Source organism: Pseudarthrobacter sp. B907 (genome assembly GCF_040137805.1).
GTDB lineage: Bacteria > Actinomycetota > Actinomycetes > Actinomycetales > Micrococcaceae > Arthrobacter.
This window is the reverse complement of record NZ_JBEEQE010000028.1, coordinates 1-16,846: the sequence shown is the minus strand read 5'-3', so window position 1 is coordinate 16,846 and position 16,846 is coordinate 1. Positions and strand designations below refer to the sequence as shown.

Here is a 16,846-nt window from a genome sequence, read left to right as displayed (position 1 = left end):
GGCTCGGCGTTCCGGCGCCGGGTGGAACGGGCGGCAGAGTTGCGCTCCATCCGGGCCAGCGGCAGCACGGTGCAGGAGAACGACGAGCTCAGCGCGGCCGAGGAGGAACTCCGGCAGAAGCGGGCCGCGGTGGACGACGCCGCCAAGGCCGACTACCTGATCCGCGACGCCATGGCGCAGGGGAAGTTCGACAACCTCAAGTACGCCGGCAAACCCATCCCCGGACTCGGCGAGGTGTACGACCCGGACTGGTGGGTCAAGGGGCTGCTCCAGCGCGAGAACATCACGGGACTGGGTCCGACGGCCATCCTGCTCCGCACCGAGGACGCCGCCCTCGATGCCCGACTTGATGAGCAGTTCTCCGAAAAGCAGGTGCGGGACATCCTTGCCGACTTCAACGCCCGTGTGATCGACGCCCGGCGCCAGCTCCAGGGCGGACCCCCGGTGGTCACGAGGACCCGCGACGTCGACGCCGAGCTCGCGCGGTGGCGCGAACGCCGGGCGGCGGCGGCTGCCGCGGCTGCCGCCGCCGCGCCCGCACCGGAACCGAAGCGGTCCTGGTGGCGGCGGTCCTGGAGCCGCGGCTAGGCACACTACGGCTGGGTGCGCCGCGGCTGGATGCGGCTACGGCCCGGATCATTCGGCGGGCGGCCGCCGTCGCTGCTGCTTCGTCGCTGCCCGCTGTTCCTTCGCCGCGAGGCGCCGCCGGTTCGAGGCGCGGGTGGGCTTGGTGGCCCGGCGGCGGGCGGCGTCGGGAGCGAGGCCCTCCGCGACCAGGGCGGAGAGCTTGGCCAGGGCCATCTCGCGGTTCCGCAGCTGGGAGCGCCGCTCGGAGGCGGACACGGTGATGACGCCGTCGATGAGGCGTTGGCCCAGCAGCGAGATGAGCCGCAGCCGCTGGCCGTCCGAGAGCACCGCGGACTCGGCCACATTCCAGGAGAGCTCGACCCGGCTGTCCGAGGTGTTGACGTGCTGGCCGCCCGGCCCGGACGAGCGGGAGAACCGCCAGCCGAGTTCCGACGCCGGGATAGTAAGCGCGGGTGACACCTCCAGGTCCATGCCACTAGCGTCGCACGTTATCCGTGGGGGGTGTCCCGCCATTTGCTTGCAAGCGCCGCCGCCGCCGCCGTCGTGACGGATCCTAGTGGGCGCGGACGGTGCGGGGTGCCTTGGCCAGGTTGTCCCGGAGTTCGGCGGCGTTTTGGCGGACCACGTACGCCGGGCGGTCCCGTTCCACACGCCAGCTCTCGGACAGCGGGCCGATGTTGACGGTGTCGAAACCGAATTCGTCGTAGAGCCGGGTCACGAGCTCGGCGGCCTCCGGGAAGTCGCTCGCGGTGGCCAGCGCACGCCGGTTCTCCGTGCCGGCGGGAGTGCCGTCGGTGGCGATCTGGGTGGCCATGATGTGGTTGAACCCCTTGACCACCTTGGAGGCGGGAAGGTGCTCCTGCAGCAGTCCCGACGTCGTGGTCTCGCCGTTGTCCAGGGCCGGGAACCGTCCGTCGCGCTCCCAGTAGTAGTTGTTGGTGTCGATCACGATCTTGCCGGCGAGGGGCTCGGCCGGAATGTCCAAGATGCTCTTCAGCGGGACGGTAACGACGGCGAAATCGCCGGCCGCGGCGGCCTCCGCCGCGGTCGCTGCGCGGGCCTTGGGCCCGAGTTCAGCGACTAGGTTCGCGAGCGTTTCGGGCCCGCGGGAATTGCTGATCACGACGTCGTAGCCGAGCTTGACCGCCTTGCGTGCGAGCTGGCTGCCAATGTGTCCTGCACCGATGATTCCGATTGTTGTCATATCCGGGCCAACGGCGTCCCGGCCGGGGATATTTCACGCGCCGCCAATCCGAGCGCGGTTTCAGCTCAGGGGCGAAGCCAGTCCTGTTCGAAGTCCGGATGGTCGAAATAGGGCAGCGCCAGGGCCTGCAGCGAGCGCTCCATCCAGTCCAGCGACCGCGGGGCCCAGTGCGACTCCTGCAGGGAATCGCTGACCATCGCGGCGAGCGCCGACTGCCGTGCCGCCTCGACGACGCCGATCAGCCGCCGCTTCGCCTCGCATTCGAGGAGCAGGCGCTGTTCGTACCATTCGCCGGACTTGGAGACGGTCCGGTCGCTGAGCAGGGTCCGGGCCGCGGCTTCGTCCTCGGAAATTCGGTCGGACAGAAACTCGACAATGTCCACAAACCGAGGGTACGCGCGGCGGGCGGCCTTGGCATCACCCCAGCAAGTCGTCCTCATAGCACCAGCGCCAGTCTTCGCCCGGTTCGATGCTCCGCATGACCGGGTGGCCGGTGGCCTCGAAGTGTTTTGAGGCGTGGGTGCCGGGGGAGGAATCGCAGCAGCCCACGGTCCCGCACGCCAGGCACATCCGGAGGTGGACCGGCGTCGTGCCCTCCCGGCGGCAGTCCGCACAGAAGGGATCGCGCGGAACCTGCGGGTCCGGCGCGGCTTCGAGGTGTCCGCAGACCCCGCCCGGCCGCGCGATTCCTTCCCCGCCGCCGTCGCCGGCGGTGTCCAGCTCCTCCAGCGCGACGTCCAGCATGGATTCCTCCACGTCCAGCCGGTCCAGGACTTCGCTGAGCACCTCGTGGGCATACTCGCCGCCGCGGCGCAACTCGAGCACCTTGGCCCGTTCCGCGTCCAGCATGGCGAGGCGCAGCTGGGCGTAGCGCTGGCTGGGGGTCGCGGCCTCCGCAGCCGGCCGGCCCAGCCGTTCCCAGGCCGCCAGGCCGCGCTCCTGGGTCCGCCGCTTCAGCATGGCCACGACCTCCGGGGGATCGTTGTCCGTGCGCAGTTCCTGCAGCCGCGCCACCCCGGCCGCGGTGGCCAGCTGCATCAGGGACGCCTGGTTCAGGGCGTCCTCGCGCTGGTCCGGGCCCTGCACCCGGAGCAGCCGGACCAGCGCCGGCAAGCTGAAGCCCTGCAGGGCCAGCGTGCCGCCGACCACCACCAGGGCGGCCAGGACCAGCACCGGCCGGTGTTCCAGGTCCGAGGGCAGCACCAGCACCGCCGCCAGCGTCACCACCCCGCGCATCCCCGCCCAGGACACAATCGCGGCGAACTGCCACGGCGGCGCCGGGTCCTTGCGCCGGATGGACGGTATCAGCCGGGGCAGGTACGTTGCAGGGAACACCCACACCGGCCGGAGCACCAGCACCGCCAGCAGGATCACCGCGCAGCCGACCCAGATCCGCCCGGCGCCCAGCGAGTCGTCCTGAACACCCTCGATGATGGTGCTGACCTGCAGGCCGATCAGCAGGAACACGGAGTTTTCCAGCAGGAACTGCACGGTGTTCCAGTTACTGCGCTGGCTCAGCCGGGCGGCCCCGTTGGGCATCGACGGCGCCTTGGTGCCCATCACCAGCCCGGCGACGACGACGGCGAGGACCCCGGAGGCGTGGATCGCCTCAGCGGGGAGGTAGGCGACGAACGGGGCCATCAACGACGTCGAGGTGTTGATGGCGACGTTCCGGATCCGCTTGCGGAGCTCGGTCAGGACGTAGGCGGCGGCCAGGCCCACCACCAGCCCGCCGCCGGCCGCGAGCAGGAATCCGCCGGCGATCCCGGCCGCGGACACCGTTCCGGCAATGGCCGCGATGGCGGCGCGGAGGCAGACCAGCGCGGTGGCGTCGTTGACCAGGGATTCGCCCTCGAGGATGGTCACAATCCGGCGGGGCATGCCCACCTTCCGGGCGATGGAGGTCGCGGCCACGGCGTCCGGCGGCGCCACCACGGCACCCAGGGCGATCGCAGCGGCCAGCGGAATTTCCGGGAACAGCCACCAGACCACCAAGCCCACGGCGAGGGTTCCGAAAATGACATAACCCACCGAGAGCAGCCCGATGGCGCGGCGGTTGGAGCCGAAGTCGAAGAGCGAGGTCCGCAGCGCCGCGGCGTAGAGCAGAGGCGGCAACAGCCCGATCAGGACCAGCTCCGGATTCAGCTCGATCGGCGGGACAAAGGGGAGGAAGGAACCCGCGACGCCGGCCAGCACCAGCAGCAGGGGGACGGAGACGTTGAGCTTGCGGCCCAGTGCGCTGCCGGCACAGACAACGGCCACGAGCACCAGGAGTCCGAGGGCGAGTTCCATCAGGCCATTCTGTCAGGCGGGTCTTTCGGCGGATGCCGATCGGCTCCCGGCCGGCCCCGCGGTGTTACGCAAAGCTGTCTTCCCGCAGGCGCTGCTCCTGGCCGTTCCGGGCAGCTGCAGCAGCAGTGGCCGCCGCGTGGGCGTTCACGTGGTGGGCCTGGAGGTGGTGGCCGAACGGGTTGAAGCGGCTGTGTGCCAGTCCGTCGAATTCGTAGGCGGTCTCGGCGTGCTCCGAGCGGTCGACGCCGGCCACCTCGTCCTCGTGGCTGACGCGGAAGCCGATGCTCTTGTGCAGCGCGAGCCCGATGACCGCCGTGCCCAGCCCGGACAGCGTGACCGTGATCAGCACGGCCACGGTCTGCGCAACCAGCTGGTGCAGGCCGCCGCCGTAGAAGAGTCCGCCGCCCTGGCCGTCCACCGGGAGGGCGATGAAGCCGAGCGCCAGGGTCCCGATGAGCCCGCCGCCCAGGTGCACGCCGACGACGTCGAGCGAGTCATCGAAGCCGAACTTGTATTTCAGGTCTACGAAGACGCAGCAGGCGGCGCCAGCCACCAGGCCCAGGCCGATAGCGGCGAGCGGGCTGACGTTGGCGCAAGAGGGCGTGATCGCGACCAGGCCGGCCACCACGCCGGACGCGGCGCCGAGCGAGGTGGGGTGGCCGTGGCGGACCTTTTCGGCCACCAGCCAGCTGAGCATGGCTGCGGCGGGGGCCGCGAGGGTGTTGACCCAGATCAGGCCGGCCTGTTCCGCCGTCGTCGCCGCACCGGCGTTGAAGCCGAACCAGCCGAACCAGAGGATGCCGGCGCCGAGCATGATGAAGGGGATGTTGTGCGGCCTGTGGGCCGGGTCCTTGCCGAAGCCGTGCCGGTTGCCCAGGATCATGACCAGCACCAGGGCGGCGGTGCCGGAGCTGATTTCGACCACGGTGCCACCGGCGAAGTCGATCACCTGGCCGAAAACGGAGCTGACAGCCCCGCCGGCGCTCATCAGGCCGCCGCCCCAGACCATAAAGGCCAGCGGGCAGTACACCAGGGTGATCCAGACGGGAACGAAGAGCGCCCAGGCGGTGAACTTGGCGCGGTCGGCGATGGCGCCGCTGATCAGGGCGACGGTGATGATGGCGAAGGTTGCGCTGAAGCCGGCCTTGAGGAGCTCGGGGGAGCCCATCAGTCCGTTCAGGCCGAAGCTGGCGAACGGGTCCCCGAAGATGCCCAGGACGCCCTTGCCGCCGGTCATGGAGTAGCCCCAGAGCACCCAGACCACGCCGACGATGCCGGCCGAGACGAAGCTCATCATGATCATGTTCAGGGAGGCCTTGGCCCGAGTCATGCCGCCGTAAAAGAGGCCCAGAGCCGGGGTCATGAGCAGCGCGAGGGCCGCCGAGACCATGATCCAGATGTTTCCCGCAGTGAGTTCCACCTGCGTGTCCCTTCTCAACAAATCGCCATACCGGGGCACCTCGCCGCCGGCCCCCAACCGGGTTTAATCCTCGCGGGCCGGTGTTTCAGGCAGTCGGGAACTACGTTGCAGGGAAGTTACAGGAATCGGTGTTGTGTGAAGATGGCGTCACGGCCATGTTTCGGGCATGTTAACGACGGCTCTCCTGCGCCGTTTCGACGGTTCCCTGCCCGCTCGACGTTTCCAAGCGTCGAGCGGGCAGGGAACCGTCGAAGCGGGCCCCGGAATGAAACTCGATACTTGAATGTTCAATAAAACATGGACTTTGGCATCTTTACCTTTGGCGAGCTTTCCCGCAACATCAGCACCGGCAGTTCCCCGTCGCCGCAGCGGCGGTTGAAGGAGATCATCGAGCTGGCGAAGTTGGCCGACCAGGCCGGTTTGGGATTCCTCGGCCTCGGGGAACACCACCGCCACGACTTTGCGCTCTCGGCGCCGGAAATCGTGCTCGCCGCGATCGCCCGGGAAACCACGAACCTGCGGCTCGGCACCGCCGTCACGGTGCTCTCCACCCAGGACCCGGTGCGCCTCTTCGAGCAGTTTTCAACCCTGGACCTGATCTCCGACGGCCGCGCCGAGATCATCGTGGGCCGGGGCGCCTTTGTGGAGTCCTACCCGCTGTTCGGGCACAGGCTGGAGGACTACGACGACCTCTTCGACGAGAAGCTGCGGATGCTGCTGGAACTGCGGGACAACGCCGTCGTTGACTGGCAGGGGCGCCTGACGCAGAACCTGGCCGGAATGGACGTGGCGCCGAGGCCGGTGCAGGACAAACTGCCCGTCTGGGTGGGTGTGGGCGGGACGCCGGCGAGCTTTGCCCGTGCCGGACGAAACGGCCTGCCGCTGTTCGTTGCGCTGCTGTCCGGTCCCGCCCGGTTCCGCCGGCTCGTGGAGCTCTACCGGCAGAGCGCGGCCGACGCCGGCCACGATGCCGCCGGGCTTCAGGTGGGCGCGGGCGGCCACTTCTACGTCGCGCGCACGTCGCAGCAGGCCCGCGACACCTTCTACCCGCACTACCGCGCCTACTTCGAGCAGAACATGCCGCGCCCGGTGGACCACTTCCCGCGCGCCACCTTTGACGAGTGGACCGAGCCCGGCGGCGGCCTCCTGGTGGGAAGTCCGCAGCAGGTCATCGAGAAGCTGCTGGAAATCCACGCCACCCTCGGCAACAGCCGCTACCTGGCCCAGATCGGACTCGGCAGCCTGCCCTTTGCCGAGACCGCGCGCTCAATCGAGCTGCTGGCCACCGAGATCATGCCCGCGGTGAACCGCGAGATCGGCACCGCCGGCGCGGGCGCTTCAAGGCGCGGCTGAGCAGCCATCCGATCCCCGAAAGACCCCTGGCCCTAGAACCGGATGATCTGGGTCAGGTAGCCGTAGTACTTCGGTCCCGCCGGGCGCAGCGGGTCGCCGGCGAACCCGAAGTCGTGATGCCGCTTGTTGTACGACTCGGCGAGGTCGAGGAACTGCTCGCTGATGTCGGCGCCCGACCCTCGGCAGGCCTTCTGCTTGATGCACTGGGCCATCGCACCGGCCACCGCTGGGCTGGCGAAGCTGGTGCCGTGGTTGACGCTGTAGCCGCCCGGGGCCGTGGACAAGATGCACACGCCCGGCGCCGCGACGGTGTGCCGCTGGTCCTTGATGTTGACCGCGTAGTTCGAGAAGAACGCCGGCTGGTCGTCCCGCTGGCCGATCGCGCTCCAGTCGTCCCGGCCACAGATGCTGGGGGCGAGCCCGTCAGGGCGCCCGTCGAAGTCCGCCATGGCCGTGGCCGTGACGACCTCGTGGTAGGCCGCGGGGATCGTTCCGGCGACGTCCGAGGCGGCGTTTCCGGCCGCGACCGCGTACGCCACCCCGGCCCGGACCGAGCGGCAGATCGCGTAGTGGATGGGGTCCGTTCCCTTGCCGCAGTTGGGCGTGTTGGAACCGGGGCCGGCGATGCTGATGTTGGCGACGTCGATGTCGTTGTTCCGGTCCTTGTCCCGGCGGGTCGAGGTCACCCAGTCAATGGCGCAGATCAGGCTGGCCTCGGTGATGGATCCTTGGTCGGACACCACCCGGACAGACCAGAGCGGGGTTCCCGGCGCCGTACCGATGATGCCGGCGCCGTTGTTGCGGGCCCCGATGACGCCTGCCACTGCCGTTCCGTGGCCCATCACGTCAACGGGCGTCACTTTGACCGGCTCGCCGCTGGTGCAGTCCACTCCGCCGCGCACATTGAGGTCCGGGTGGCTGCCGTCGATGCCGCTGTCGATGACCGCCACATTGACGCCCGAACCGCCGTCGTCCTTGCTGGCCCGCTGGTTGGCGCCTTCCCTGGCGTCTTCCAGGCTGCCGCCGATCCGCAGCCACCAGAACGGCGCCACCTCGGTGTTGGGCGCCTTGGGCTCCAGCGGCTTGTCGAAGTGCCGGCCGAGGGTGACGAAGTCGACGCTCGGGTCGGCGGCGAGGCTGCCGGCCTGGGCCGCCGTCATGGTGCCGGAGTACCCGCTTACCGCGTCCCGGTAGACCTTTGAGGCCGTGAAACCGAACTTCCCCTGGTGGGCGGCGGCCACGGCCCCCGGGTCTCCGGCGGTGTCCTTGAGCACCACGATGTAGCTCTGGGCCGAGGCGGCGGCCGCGGGTGCGGCGGCGGCGACCCCGCCTCCGGCGGCCAACGCGAGGGCGGCCGCGCCGGCCAGGAAGCGCCGCGGCCGTGCGGCGTCCGGCGGGGGAGAGGCGGCGCCGGGCCGGGGGCGGTGCCAGCCCGTAGCCACGAATGTTTTCTGCATGCGCGGGAAGATTTTGCGGACAGTGGTGAACATCGTGGCCTCCAGTAAGCGTTGTCGCTTTCGAGTGCCCCCCGTCCCTCATGGTAGGCCTGCGGCGCGGAAAAATCAGGGGGTAAATGGTTGCCGCGGCACGGTGACGGACCGGCGGGCGGTTACGCCAGCGGCATTTCCAGGCAGCCGCCGGCCTCATCCCAGCTGCCCGCGGCGCCCAGGTCCGCGCACAGCCGCTTCATCCGGCCGGTGATGCTCCGGGCACTGCGCCCCGCAAGTCGGGCCTGAAAGTCAGCGATGACCGTGGGAACCATCCGGAGCCGCCGCGGCGTCCCGCCGTCGGTCTCCAGCAGGAAGACAAAGGACCGGTCGTTGCGTTCCTCCGGGTCCACGGCGTAGTCATCGACGAAGTCCCCCGCGCCGTAAATAACCGGCCGGCCCCGGTACACCTCGACGCCGCGGACGATATGCGGCGAATGCCCAAAGACGACGCCGGCACCCGCGTCGACCAGCCGCCGCGCCAGGGCCCGGTGGGCGGCCGGGGCCTCGGAGCCCCAGTTCCCGCCCCAGTGCGCCGAGACGATGAGGAGCCGGACGCGTGATGCGGTCCGCCGGACCAGTTCCAGGAGCTCCTCGACGCGTTCCCCGGTGGCCTCCGCCGGAACGTAGTAAACGCCGGGGGAGCCGGGCGCCGCCTCCCAGTCCGGCTGGTTGTCCGTGAACGCCACGAATCCGACGGCGTCGGCCCCCACCCTGCGCACCGCGGGCCGCCGGGCCGAGTCCCGGTCCGGGCCGGCCCCGGAGTGGAGGATCCCGTGCCGATCCAGCACCGGCAGCATCTCCCGCAGCGCGTCCGGCCCGTAGTCGAGGACGTGGTTGTTGGCCAGGGAGACGACGTCGATCTGCGCGGCGACGAGGCTGCGCACGTTTTCGGCATCGGAGCGGAAGGTAAAGACCTTGCCCGGTTCCGGGACGCCGCCATCGGCCAGCACACACTCGAGGTTGGCGATCCTCAGGTCCGCCTGCCGGAGGACGGGCAGGGTGTCACCCCAGGGGTACGCCGGGCCGGCGGTCTTCAGCCGCTCGTTCACCAGCCGGCCGAGCATTACGTCGCCGACGAACGCGATCTGCATGGCACCAGCATGGACCGCCCTTCAGGGGGAGGGGAAGCTACGGCGGTCAGCGTGCGGCGGCCCCGCGCGACCGGCCGGCCTTGGGCGGGGCCGCGGCGGTGTGCTGCCCCAGAGCAACTGAGGCGGCCCTGGCCGCCTCCGACACTGCCGGACCCAGGCGTCCGACGTCGGCAATGGTCACCCGTTGCGTGGGGAAGCCCAGTCCGAGGACCCCGGCGAGCTCGCCGGTGTGATCAAAGACCGGCGCGCTGATCGAGCCCACGTCGCTGTTCCGCTCACCGAACGCCGCGAAGAACCCCTGACCGCGCGCCTGCTCGACCTGCTCGTCCAGCACGTCCCAGCTGGCGGGGGTGTTCGGCGTGAAGCGCGTCAGCTCCATACCGGCGAGCGCCTCCCGCGCTCCGGGGTCGAATGCGAGGAAGATCTTGCCCGGCGCCCCGGCGTGGATCGGCATCACCTGCCCCACCCGGAACGGGCGCATCACCACGTGGCGGGTCTCCGCGACGGCGACGACGGTGCGAAAGGCTCCGTCCCGGATATAGAGGCAGGCTGTTTCCCCGGTGTCGTCACGCAACTGCTGCAGGATCGGACGCACGATGCGCACGATGTCCAGCCCGAAGGTGCCAGGGCTGGCCCATTGGACCAGGCGCAGGCCGATCCGGTAACGGTCACCGTCGCGGTCCAGGAAGCCCTCGCGGACCATGTTCTGCACGAGCCGCTGGCAGGTGCTGGTGGGCAGGCCGGTCTGGCGCGCGATCTGCGCCAGGGTCGGGTCCGGCTCCTCGAGCGAAAAGCAGTTAAGGATTTCCGTCACCTTGCCCAGCACGAGCAGCGGGGTCGATCCGGTGCCCTGTTCTCTTGCCAACGCGCGGTTTTCCTTTGTTCGGGGCGGACCCTGCCGTGCTACGTGCGCTTGGGCGAAAGGGTCCTTTGAGGGTATTGACATCAGACTAACATTTCCCGCAGGATGGGTCACGGCCTCACAATGTGGGATTTGATACGTTCGGACAACGACTTGGAGACAGACTGTGAGCACACCGCGGGGCGTGGAGCAATCAAGTACGGCGCGACCGGCCGCCGGCCCAACCAGGATCGGGCTGATCGTTCCCAGCTCGAACAGCACGATGGAAACAGAGCTTCCGGAACTCTTCCGCCGGCAGAGCGAAGCGACAGGCCACCGGTACACCTTCCACTCGGCCCGGGCGGCCCTGAAGAACGTGACGGCGGCCGAGCTCGCCGCCATGGTGGCCAAGGCGGCGGACTGCGCCACGTCCGTCTCCGACGCCGACGTCGACGTCATCGCCTATGCCTGCCTGGTCGCGGTGATGGCCCAGGGCCCGGGGGCCCACGCCGGCTCCGAGGAGATCATTGCGCAGGCCGCCGAGGCCAACGGCCATCCGGCGGCGGTCACCAGCAGCGCCGGCGCCCTGGTGCGCACCCTGCAGCACCTGGGCGCGCGCCGGGTGGCAATGGTCACGCCCTACCTGCCTGAGCTGACCAAAACCGTCAGCGACTACATCGAGGGCGCGGGCATCACCGTGCAGGACGTGATCGGCCTCTCGGTAGCCGACAACCTTGAAGTGGGTCGGCTCGATCCGCTTGCCCTGCCGGGCATCGCGGACCGGCTCAACACGGAGGGCGTGGACGCCGTCGTCCTGTCCGCCTGCGTTCAGATGCCGTCGCTGGCCGCCGTGCAGACCGTCGAGGACGCACTCGGCGTGCCGGTCATCACGGCAGCGACAGCCACCACTTTCGAGATCCTCAACGCACTCGGACACACGCCGGCGATGCACGGCGCCGGACTCCTGCTGGCCGGCGGCGTGCGCACCGGTGCCCCGGTTCCTGCCTGACCTTCAACCGCGCCACCACGGCGCCATCCATAAGGGCGCGAGCCCTCAACATCAATACAACGGAGTGATGATGACAACCCAAGCAGTGACCCGGGAGCAGGCGGCACGCCGCGCGACCATTGCCAGCGTCGTAGGCACCACCATCGAGTGGTACGACTTCTTCCTCTACGGCACCGCTGCCGCCCTGGTTTTCCCGCAGCTGTTCTTCCCCGGCCAGAACGCCTTCGCCGGCGTTCTCTTCGCCTTCGGCACCCAGTTCGTGGGCTTCGTGGCCCGCCCTGTCGGCGCGGCAATCTTCGGCCATTACGGGGACCGCATCGGCCGCAAGACCACCCTGATGGCCACCCTCTTCCTGATGGCCTTCGGCACCGTGCTGATCGGCTTCCTGCCCACCTACCAGGCAATCGGCGTCGCGGCTCCGATCCTGCTGACGCTGCTGCGGATCATCCAGGGCATCGGCGTCGGCGGCGAGTGGGGCGGCTCGGTGCTACTGAGCATGGAGTGGGGGCGCCGGGGACGCCGCGGCTTCTCCGCCAGCTGGCCGCAGATCGGCGTGCCGCTTGGCCTGGTCCTCTCGACCGGCGTTGTCCGCATCACCTCCGGGATCACGGGCACGGAAGGCTTTGCCTCCTTCGGCTGGCGTATTCCGTTCATCATCAGCATTCTGCTGATCGGCGTCGGCCTCTTCGTCCGCCTGCGTGTGATCGAGAGCCCGGACTTCGAGGCCGTCCGCAAGTCCAACAAGATTGTCCGGAACCCCCTGATCGAGGTCATCAAGCGACAGCCCAAGGAAATCCTGCTCTCTGCGCTGGTCCGCATGTCCGAACAGGCGCCGTTCTACCTCTTCATCACCTTCGTGATCACCTACGCCGTCAAGCACCTGCAGCTCAACAGCAACTCGATCCTGGATGACACGTTGATCGCGGCCGCCCTCGGCTTGGTGAGCGTGCCGCTCTTCGGCTGGCTCTCCGATAAGTTCGGCCGGCGCAAGGTGTATGGCGTGGGCATCGTGCTGACGGCCCTCTTCGCGTTCCCGTACTTCGCGATGCTGGACACCCGCGAGCCATTCATCGTGGGGGTGGCGATCGTCGTGAGCCTGATCCTGCACGACATCCAGTACGGACCGCAGGCGGCGCTCATTGCGGAGAGCTTCGACGCGGACATCCGTTACACCGGCGCCGGCCTGGGGTACCAGCTGGCCAGCGTCGTGGCCGGCGGCCCCGCGCCGCTGATCGCCGCCGCGCTGCTGGCCCAGTACGGCAATTCGACCGCGATCTCGCTGTACATAATCGCCTGCTGTGCCATCGCCATGGTGGCCCTGATCTTCCTGCCGAAGGCAGCCCACCGCTTCGAAGAAAGCCCTGAAATCAAGACGGAAGCAACTGTATGAGCCTGACGCATGCGGGCATCGCGCCTGACGAAACGGCAGGCGCCGACCCACTGACGGCGCCGCAGCCGGCGGACCCGGCCGGCGTGGCCGGACCGCTCAGGGACCTGCTGGTCCTCGACCTGAGCCGGATCCTCTCCGGACCCTTCGCCACCATGACCCTGGCAGACCTAGGGGCCGACGTCATCAAGATCGAACAGCCCGGACAAGGCGACGACACGCGGCAGTGGGGGCCGCCGTTCCAGGGCGAGGAAGCCGCCTACTTCCTCTCCGTGAACCGGAACAAGCGCAGCCTGGCGGTCAACCTCAAGTCACCCGAGGGCCTGGCCGCGGTTAGGCGCCTGGCCCTGAAGGCGGATGTGCTGGTCGAGAACTTCCGGCCTGGCACGGCGGCGAGGCTCGGTCTTGGGTACGAAGAGCTCTCGCGGGACAACCCCGGACTGGTCTACGCCTCGATCAGCGGCTACGGGCAGACGGGGCCGGACGCCCTCCGGCCGGGGTACGACGCGATCGCCCAGGCGCGCAGCGGCATCATGAGCGTCACCGGTGAGGCAGACGGGCCGCCGGTACGGGTAGGAGTCAGCAGTGCCGACCTTGTTGCCGGAATGTGGGCGACCATCGGTGTGCTTGCCGCGCTGCATGAGAAGCAGCGCACGGGGAACGGACAGTGGGTGGACATCAGCCTGCTCGACGGATCCGTCTCCTGGCTGACCTACGTCTCCAGCGGCTACTTCGCAAGCGGCGATATCCCCACGCGCTACGGCTCGGCCCATCCGACGATCGCCCCCTACCAGGCGTTCCCCACCTCGGACGGCTTCGTCATGGTCGCCGTAGGCAACGACGGGCTGTGGCGGCGCTTCGCCGCGGCCCTCGGCGACCAGGGACTCGCGGACGACCCGAACTACGCCACCAACCCCTCCCGGGTGGCGCACCGGGACACCCTGATTCCCAGGATTGAGGCGGTCCTGCGCACGCGCAGCGCCGAGGATTGGGTGCGGATCCTGGACCAGGCCGGCGTCCCGGTGGGCCCGATCCAGACCGTCGACCAGGCCCTGGCCGACCCGCAGGTCCGGGCCCGGGGCATGGTGGCCGAACTGGACCACCCCACAGTAGGGCCAATGAAGGTGGTGGGCTGCCCGGTGCGCCTCACGCGCACCCCGGCGTCCGTGCGCACGGCGCCACCGCTTCTGGGCCAGCACACCGACGAAGTCCTGGCCAGTCTTGGCCTCGATGAGCCTTCGATCGCCGGGCTCCGGCGCGCGGGTGCTGTCCAGTGATGGCGGGGCAGCAGACCATGGAAGCCGTGTCCGTCGAGCACTCGGGGCCGGTGGCCACCATCACGGTGGGAAGCGGGGAGCGCTTCAACGCGATGGGGGCGGCCGAATGGCGCTCGCTCGGGGAAGCCGCCCGGTCACTGGCTGCCCAGGAGGTGCACGCCGTCGTTATCCGTGGCCGCGGCGGCACCTTCTGCTCGGGCTCGGACCTGCGGGAATGGGAACACTCCGCCGCCGTGGACGTGCAAGAGATCTTCGCGACGATCGAGTGGGCCTTGCAGGCGGTCGAGGCCCTGCCCATGCCGACCGTTGCAGTCGTCGAGGGTGCCGCGACCGGGGCGGGCTGCCAGTTGGCCTTGGCCTGCGACTTGCAGCTGATGGCCGAATCGGCCCGGATCGGCATGCCGATCGCCCGCCTCGGAATCCTGGTCCCGCCCTCATTTGCGAACAGGATCAGCCTGCGGATCGGGCCCTCCCGCACCAAGGACCTGTTCTACCGGGGCACCCTGCTGCGGGCGCCGGAAGCACACACCATGGGCCTGGTCAGCTCCTGCGTGGCGGACCACAAGGCCGAGCCTGAGCTTGCTGAGCTGCTCGCGCTCTGGGAGAGCCTCTCCGCGGCCTCGCTCCGGGCCGCCAAAGCCGCGGTAGACACCGGCCTCGGACCGCTGTCCCAGCCCGCGCGCGACTTGCCAGTGGGCCCGGCAACGGACCCGGCCGAGTTTGGCTGGCGGGTCGGGGCGTTCCTGCACCGCAAGAGCCACCCGGCTCAGCCGTTGTAGCCCTCTACCTGCGTGACGGGACGTGCCTCCGCGTCGTCCGGGTTTTCGCCATATTGTTTCTTGGCCCTCCGCTGCCGCAGCAGGTCCCAGCACTGGTCCAGGTCCTCCTCGAGCTGCCGGAGCCGGAGCCGGTCCGGGACGTGGTCATGGCCGGCACTTGCGGACTCTGCCCGTTCCCGGAGCTCTCGTTCCTCCTCCACCAGCGAGGTGATGCGCTCGAGGATGTCCTGTTCGTCCATGGTGTCCTACTTCCTGCATTCCTGAAGCAACGGGTACCGCCAGCGTAATCACGGCCGCCACGGCTGACCAGAGGCCGGCAGGAGGGCCCGCCCCGCGGCGGTCCCGCCTGCCGGCCTCCTGGCCGCCCGGGCCTAGGCGGACCGGCGCCGCAGCTTCAGCAAGGCACCTCCGCACAGGAGAGCCAAGGCAGCAAGATTAGCCCCGTTATTCGCGCCCAAGATGGCGGTGCCTGTTCCGGCGGCATTGAGCTGTGCGGCCTGACCGGTGGAGGCGAACCCCACGGTCTGGGCAGTGCACTGCGCGGCGGCGGCCGTGCCGGGGCCTGACGCGCCACCCCAGGCGTGGCCGCCGGAGTGGTTGCCCGGCGGGGTGGCCGTTTCGTCAGCCCCGGCCGCCGGGGCTCCGGTGCCGGCCGCGGAACCACCAAGCAACCAGGCCGACGTCGCACCAGTCACCGGGGCGGTGACTGGTGCGGTGACCTGGGTGCCGGACGCGGTTCCTTGTCCGCCGGTGCCGTGTCCTTCGGTGCCGACCGACGGCGCCCAAGCGCCGGATCCGCCGGTCGTTCCCGGGCTGGTCCCGCCGGTGGTGGCGGTTGAGTCGCCGAGCAGCCCGATCGACGTCGCCCCGAGGGTTACCGGTGCGGTGACTGGTGCGGTGGCCGGGGTGCCGGAGGCGGCACCGTCGTTGCCGGAGGTGTTGTTCCCGCCGGTGCTGTTGGCCTGCGTCGCGGGGTTGGTCCCGCCGGTGGTGCTCCCGCGGGTGGTGGCTGTTGCGTCGCCGAGCAGCCCGATCGACGTCGCCCCGAGGGTTACCGGTGCGGTGACTGGTGCGGTGGCCGGGGTGCCGGAGGCGGCACCGTCGTTGCCGGAGGTGGGGTTCCCGCCGGTGCTGTTGGCCGGCGCCGCGGGGTTGGTCCCGCCGGTGGTGCTCCCGCGGGTGGTGGCTGTTGAGTCGCCGAGCAGCCCGATCGACGTCGCCCCGAGGGTTACCGGAGCGGTGACGGGTGCGGTGGCCTGGGTGCCGGAGGCGGCACCGTCGTTGCCGTAGGTGGTGTTCCCGCCGGTGCGGTTGGCCGGCGCCGCGGGGTTGGTCCCGCCGGTGGTGCTCCCGCGGGTGGTGGCTGTTGCGTCGCCGAGCAGCCCGATCGACGTCGCCCCGAGGGTTACCGGAGCAGTGACGGGGGCGGTGGCCTGGGTGCCGGAGGCGAGGCCGTCGCTGCCGGAGGTGTTGTTCCCGCCGGTGCTGCTGGCCGGCGCCGCGGCGGTGCTCCCGCCGGTGGTGGCGGCGGAGTCGCCGAGCAGCCCGCTCGACGTCGCCCCGAGGGTCACCGGAGCAGTGACGGGGGCGGTGGCCTGGGTGCCGGAGGCGAGGCCGTCGTTGCCGGAGGTGGTGTTCCCACCGGTGCTGTTGCCCGCTGCCGGCGTGGTGGCCGCGGTGCTCCCACCGGTGGTAGCGGTGGAGTCGCCGAGCAGCCCGCTCGACGTCGCCCCGAGGGTTACCGGCGCAGTGACTGGTGCGGTGACCTGGGTGCCGGAGACGGTGCCGTCGCTGCCGGAGGTGGTGTTCCCACCGGTGCTGTTGGCCGCTGCCGGGGTGGTGGCCGCGGCGCCCCCACAGTTGGTAGAGGTAGAGTCTCCACGCCGGCCGATCGCCGTGGCCCCTAGGGTTACCGGTGCGGTGGCGGGGGCGGTGGCCTGGGTGCCGGAGACGGCGCCGTCGCTGCCGGAGGTGGTGTTCCCACCGGTGCTGTTGGCCGCTGTCGGCGTGGTGGCCGCGGTGCTCCCACCGTTGGTAGCGGTGGAGTCGCCGAGCAGGCCGATCGACGTGGCCCCTAGGGTTACCGGTGCGGTGACGGGGGCGGTGGCCTGGGTG

16 protein-coding genes are annotated in these 16,846 nt (G+C 69.9%); 6 read left to right on the top strand and 10 right to left on the bottom strand.

Annotation, left to right across the window (positions count from 1 at the left end; translation table 11 throughout):
- On the top strand, window positions 1-588 hold a 588-nt coding region (locus ABLI39_RS17155; protein WP_349414767.1), incomplete at its 5' end, for a DnaJ family domain-containing protein.
- Window positions 589-636: 48 nt separating this feature from the next.
- Here the strand turns inward: ABLI39_RS17155 and arfB are convergent.
- From arfB to ABLI39_RS17130, 5 genes are all read right to left on the bottom strand, one after another.
- A complete protein-coding gene (arfB, locus tag ABLI39_RS17150; RefSeq protein ID WP_349414766.1) occupies window positions 637-1,059 on the bottom strand; it encodes an alternative ribosome rescue aminoacyl-tRNA hydrolase ArfB in 423 nt (140 codons plus the stop codon).
- An 82-nt stretch (window positions 1,060-1,141) separates the two neighbouring features.
- Window positions 1,142-1,792: an NADPH-dependent F420 reductase gene (locus ABLI39_RS17145; protein WP_349414765.1), complete on the bottom strand. Its 651-nt coding sequence runs from the start codon at window positions 1,790-1,792 to the stop codon at window positions 1,142-1,144.
- A gap of 65 nt (window positions 1,793-1,857) precedes the next feature.
- On the bottom strand, window positions 1,858-2,175 hold the full coding sequence (locus ABLI39_RS17140) for a DUF6221 family protein (RefSeq protein WP_349414764.1): 318 nt from the start codon (window positions 2,173-2,175) through the stop codon (window positions 1,858-1,860).
- A gap of 34 nt (window positions 2,176-2,209) precedes the next feature.
- Entirely contained in the window at window positions 2,210-4,084 is a 1,875-nt protein-coding gene (locus tag ABLI39_RS17135; protein ID WP_349414763.1) for a Na+/H+ antiporter, read from the bottom strand.
- Window positions 4,085-4,148: 64 nt separating this feature from the next.
- Window positions 4,149-5,504 carry an ammonium transporter gene (locus tag ABLI39_RS17130; protein WP_349414762.1) on the bottom strand — a complete coding sequence of 452 codons (1,356 nt, stop codon included), beginning with the start codon at window positions 5,502-5,504 and terminating at the stop codon, window positions 4,149-4,151.
- A 297-nt stretch (window positions 5,505-5,801) separates the two neighbouring features.
- On the opposite strand from ABLI39_RS17130, the gene ABLI39_RS17125 reads away from it, so the two are divergent.
- Window positions 5,802-6,857 (top strand): LLM class flavin-dependent oxidoreductase, encoded by a 1,056-nt coding sequence (locus ABLI39_RS17125; protein ID WP_349414761.1) that lies wholly within the window; start codon window positions 5,802-5,804, stop codon window positions 6,855-6,857.
- 32 nt (window positions 6,858-6,889) lie between these two features.
- On the opposite strand, the gene ABLI39_RS17120 is transcribed toward ABLI39_RS17125, so the two are convergent.
- From ABLI39_RS17120 to ABLI39_RS17110, 3 genes are all read right to left on the bottom strand, one after another.
- Window positions 6,890-8,314, bottom strand: a complete 1,425-nt coding sequence (locus ABLI39_RS17120) for a S8 family peptidase (RefSeq protein WP_349414760.1) — start codon at window positions 8,312-8,314, stop codon at window positions 6,890-6,892.
- A gap of 152 nt (window positions 8,315-8,466) precedes the next feature.
- Window positions 8,467-9,438 carry a CapA family protein gene (locus ABLI39_RS17115; RefSeq protein WP_349414759.1) on the bottom strand — a complete coding sequence of 324 codons (972 nt, stop codon included), beginning with the start codon at window positions 9,436-9,438 and terminating at the stop codon, window positions 8,467-8,469.
- 46 nt (window positions 9,439-9,484) lie between these two features.
- Entirely contained in the window at window positions 9,485-10,303 is an 819-nt protein-coding gene (locus ABLI39_RS17110) for an IclR family transcriptional regulator (protein WP_349414758.1), read from the bottom strand.
- Between the two features lie 163 nt (window positions 10,304-10,466).
- On the opposite strand from ABLI39_RS17110, the gene ABLI39_RS17105 reads away from it, so the two are divergent.
- The 4 genes from ABLI39_RS17105 (at window position 10,467) to ABLI39_RS17090 (ending at window position 14,731) form a co-directional block, all read left to right on the top strand.
- Entirely contained in the window at window positions 10,467-11,288 is an 822-nt protein-coding gene (locus ABLI39_RS17105) for a maleate cis-trans isomerase family protein (RefSeq protein ID WP_502935246.1), read from the top strand.
- 70 nt (window positions 11,289-11,358) lie between these two features.
- Window positions 11,359-12,678 carry an MFS transporter gene (locus ABLI39_RS17100; protein ID WP_349414756.1) on the top strand — a complete coding sequence of 440 codons (1,320 nt, stop codon included), beginning with the start codon at window positions 11,359-11,361 and terminating at the stop codon, window positions 12,676-12,678.
- Complete coding sequence (locus ABLI39_RS17095) at window positions 12,675-13,952, top strand: CaiB/BaiF CoA transferase family protein (protein WP_349414755.1); 1,278 nt, start codon at window positions 12,675-12,677, stop codon at window positions 13,950-13,952. The genes ABLI39_RS17100 and ABLI39_RS17095 overlap by 4 nt, the downstream gene beginning before the upstream one ends.
- Complete coding sequence (locus tag ABLI39_RS17090) at window positions 13,952-14,731, top strand: enoyl-CoA hydratase/isomerase family protein (RefSeq protein ID WP_349414754.1); 780 nt, start codon at window positions 13,952-13,954, stop codon at window positions 14,729-14,731. Before ABLI39_RS17095 ends, ABLI39_RS17090 begins: the two co-directional genes overlap by 1 nt.
- Here the strand turns inward: ABLI39_RS17090 and ABLI39_RS17085 are convergent.
- On the bottom strand, window positions 14,719-14,970 hold the full coding sequence (locus ABLI39_RS17085) for a DUF2630 family protein (protein ID WP_349414753.1): 252 nt from the start codon (window positions 14,968-14,970) through the stop codon (window positions 14,719-14,721). The two genes, ABLI39_RS17090 and ABLI39_RS17085, sit on opposite strands and share 13 nt — an antisense overlap.
- A 132-nt stretch (window positions 14,971-15,102) precedes the next feature.
- Window positions 15,103-16,846, bottom strand: a 1,744-nt coding sequence (locus ABLI39_RS17080; protein WP_349414752.1) for a beta strand repeat-containing protein, incomplete at its 5' end; no start/stop codon positions are given.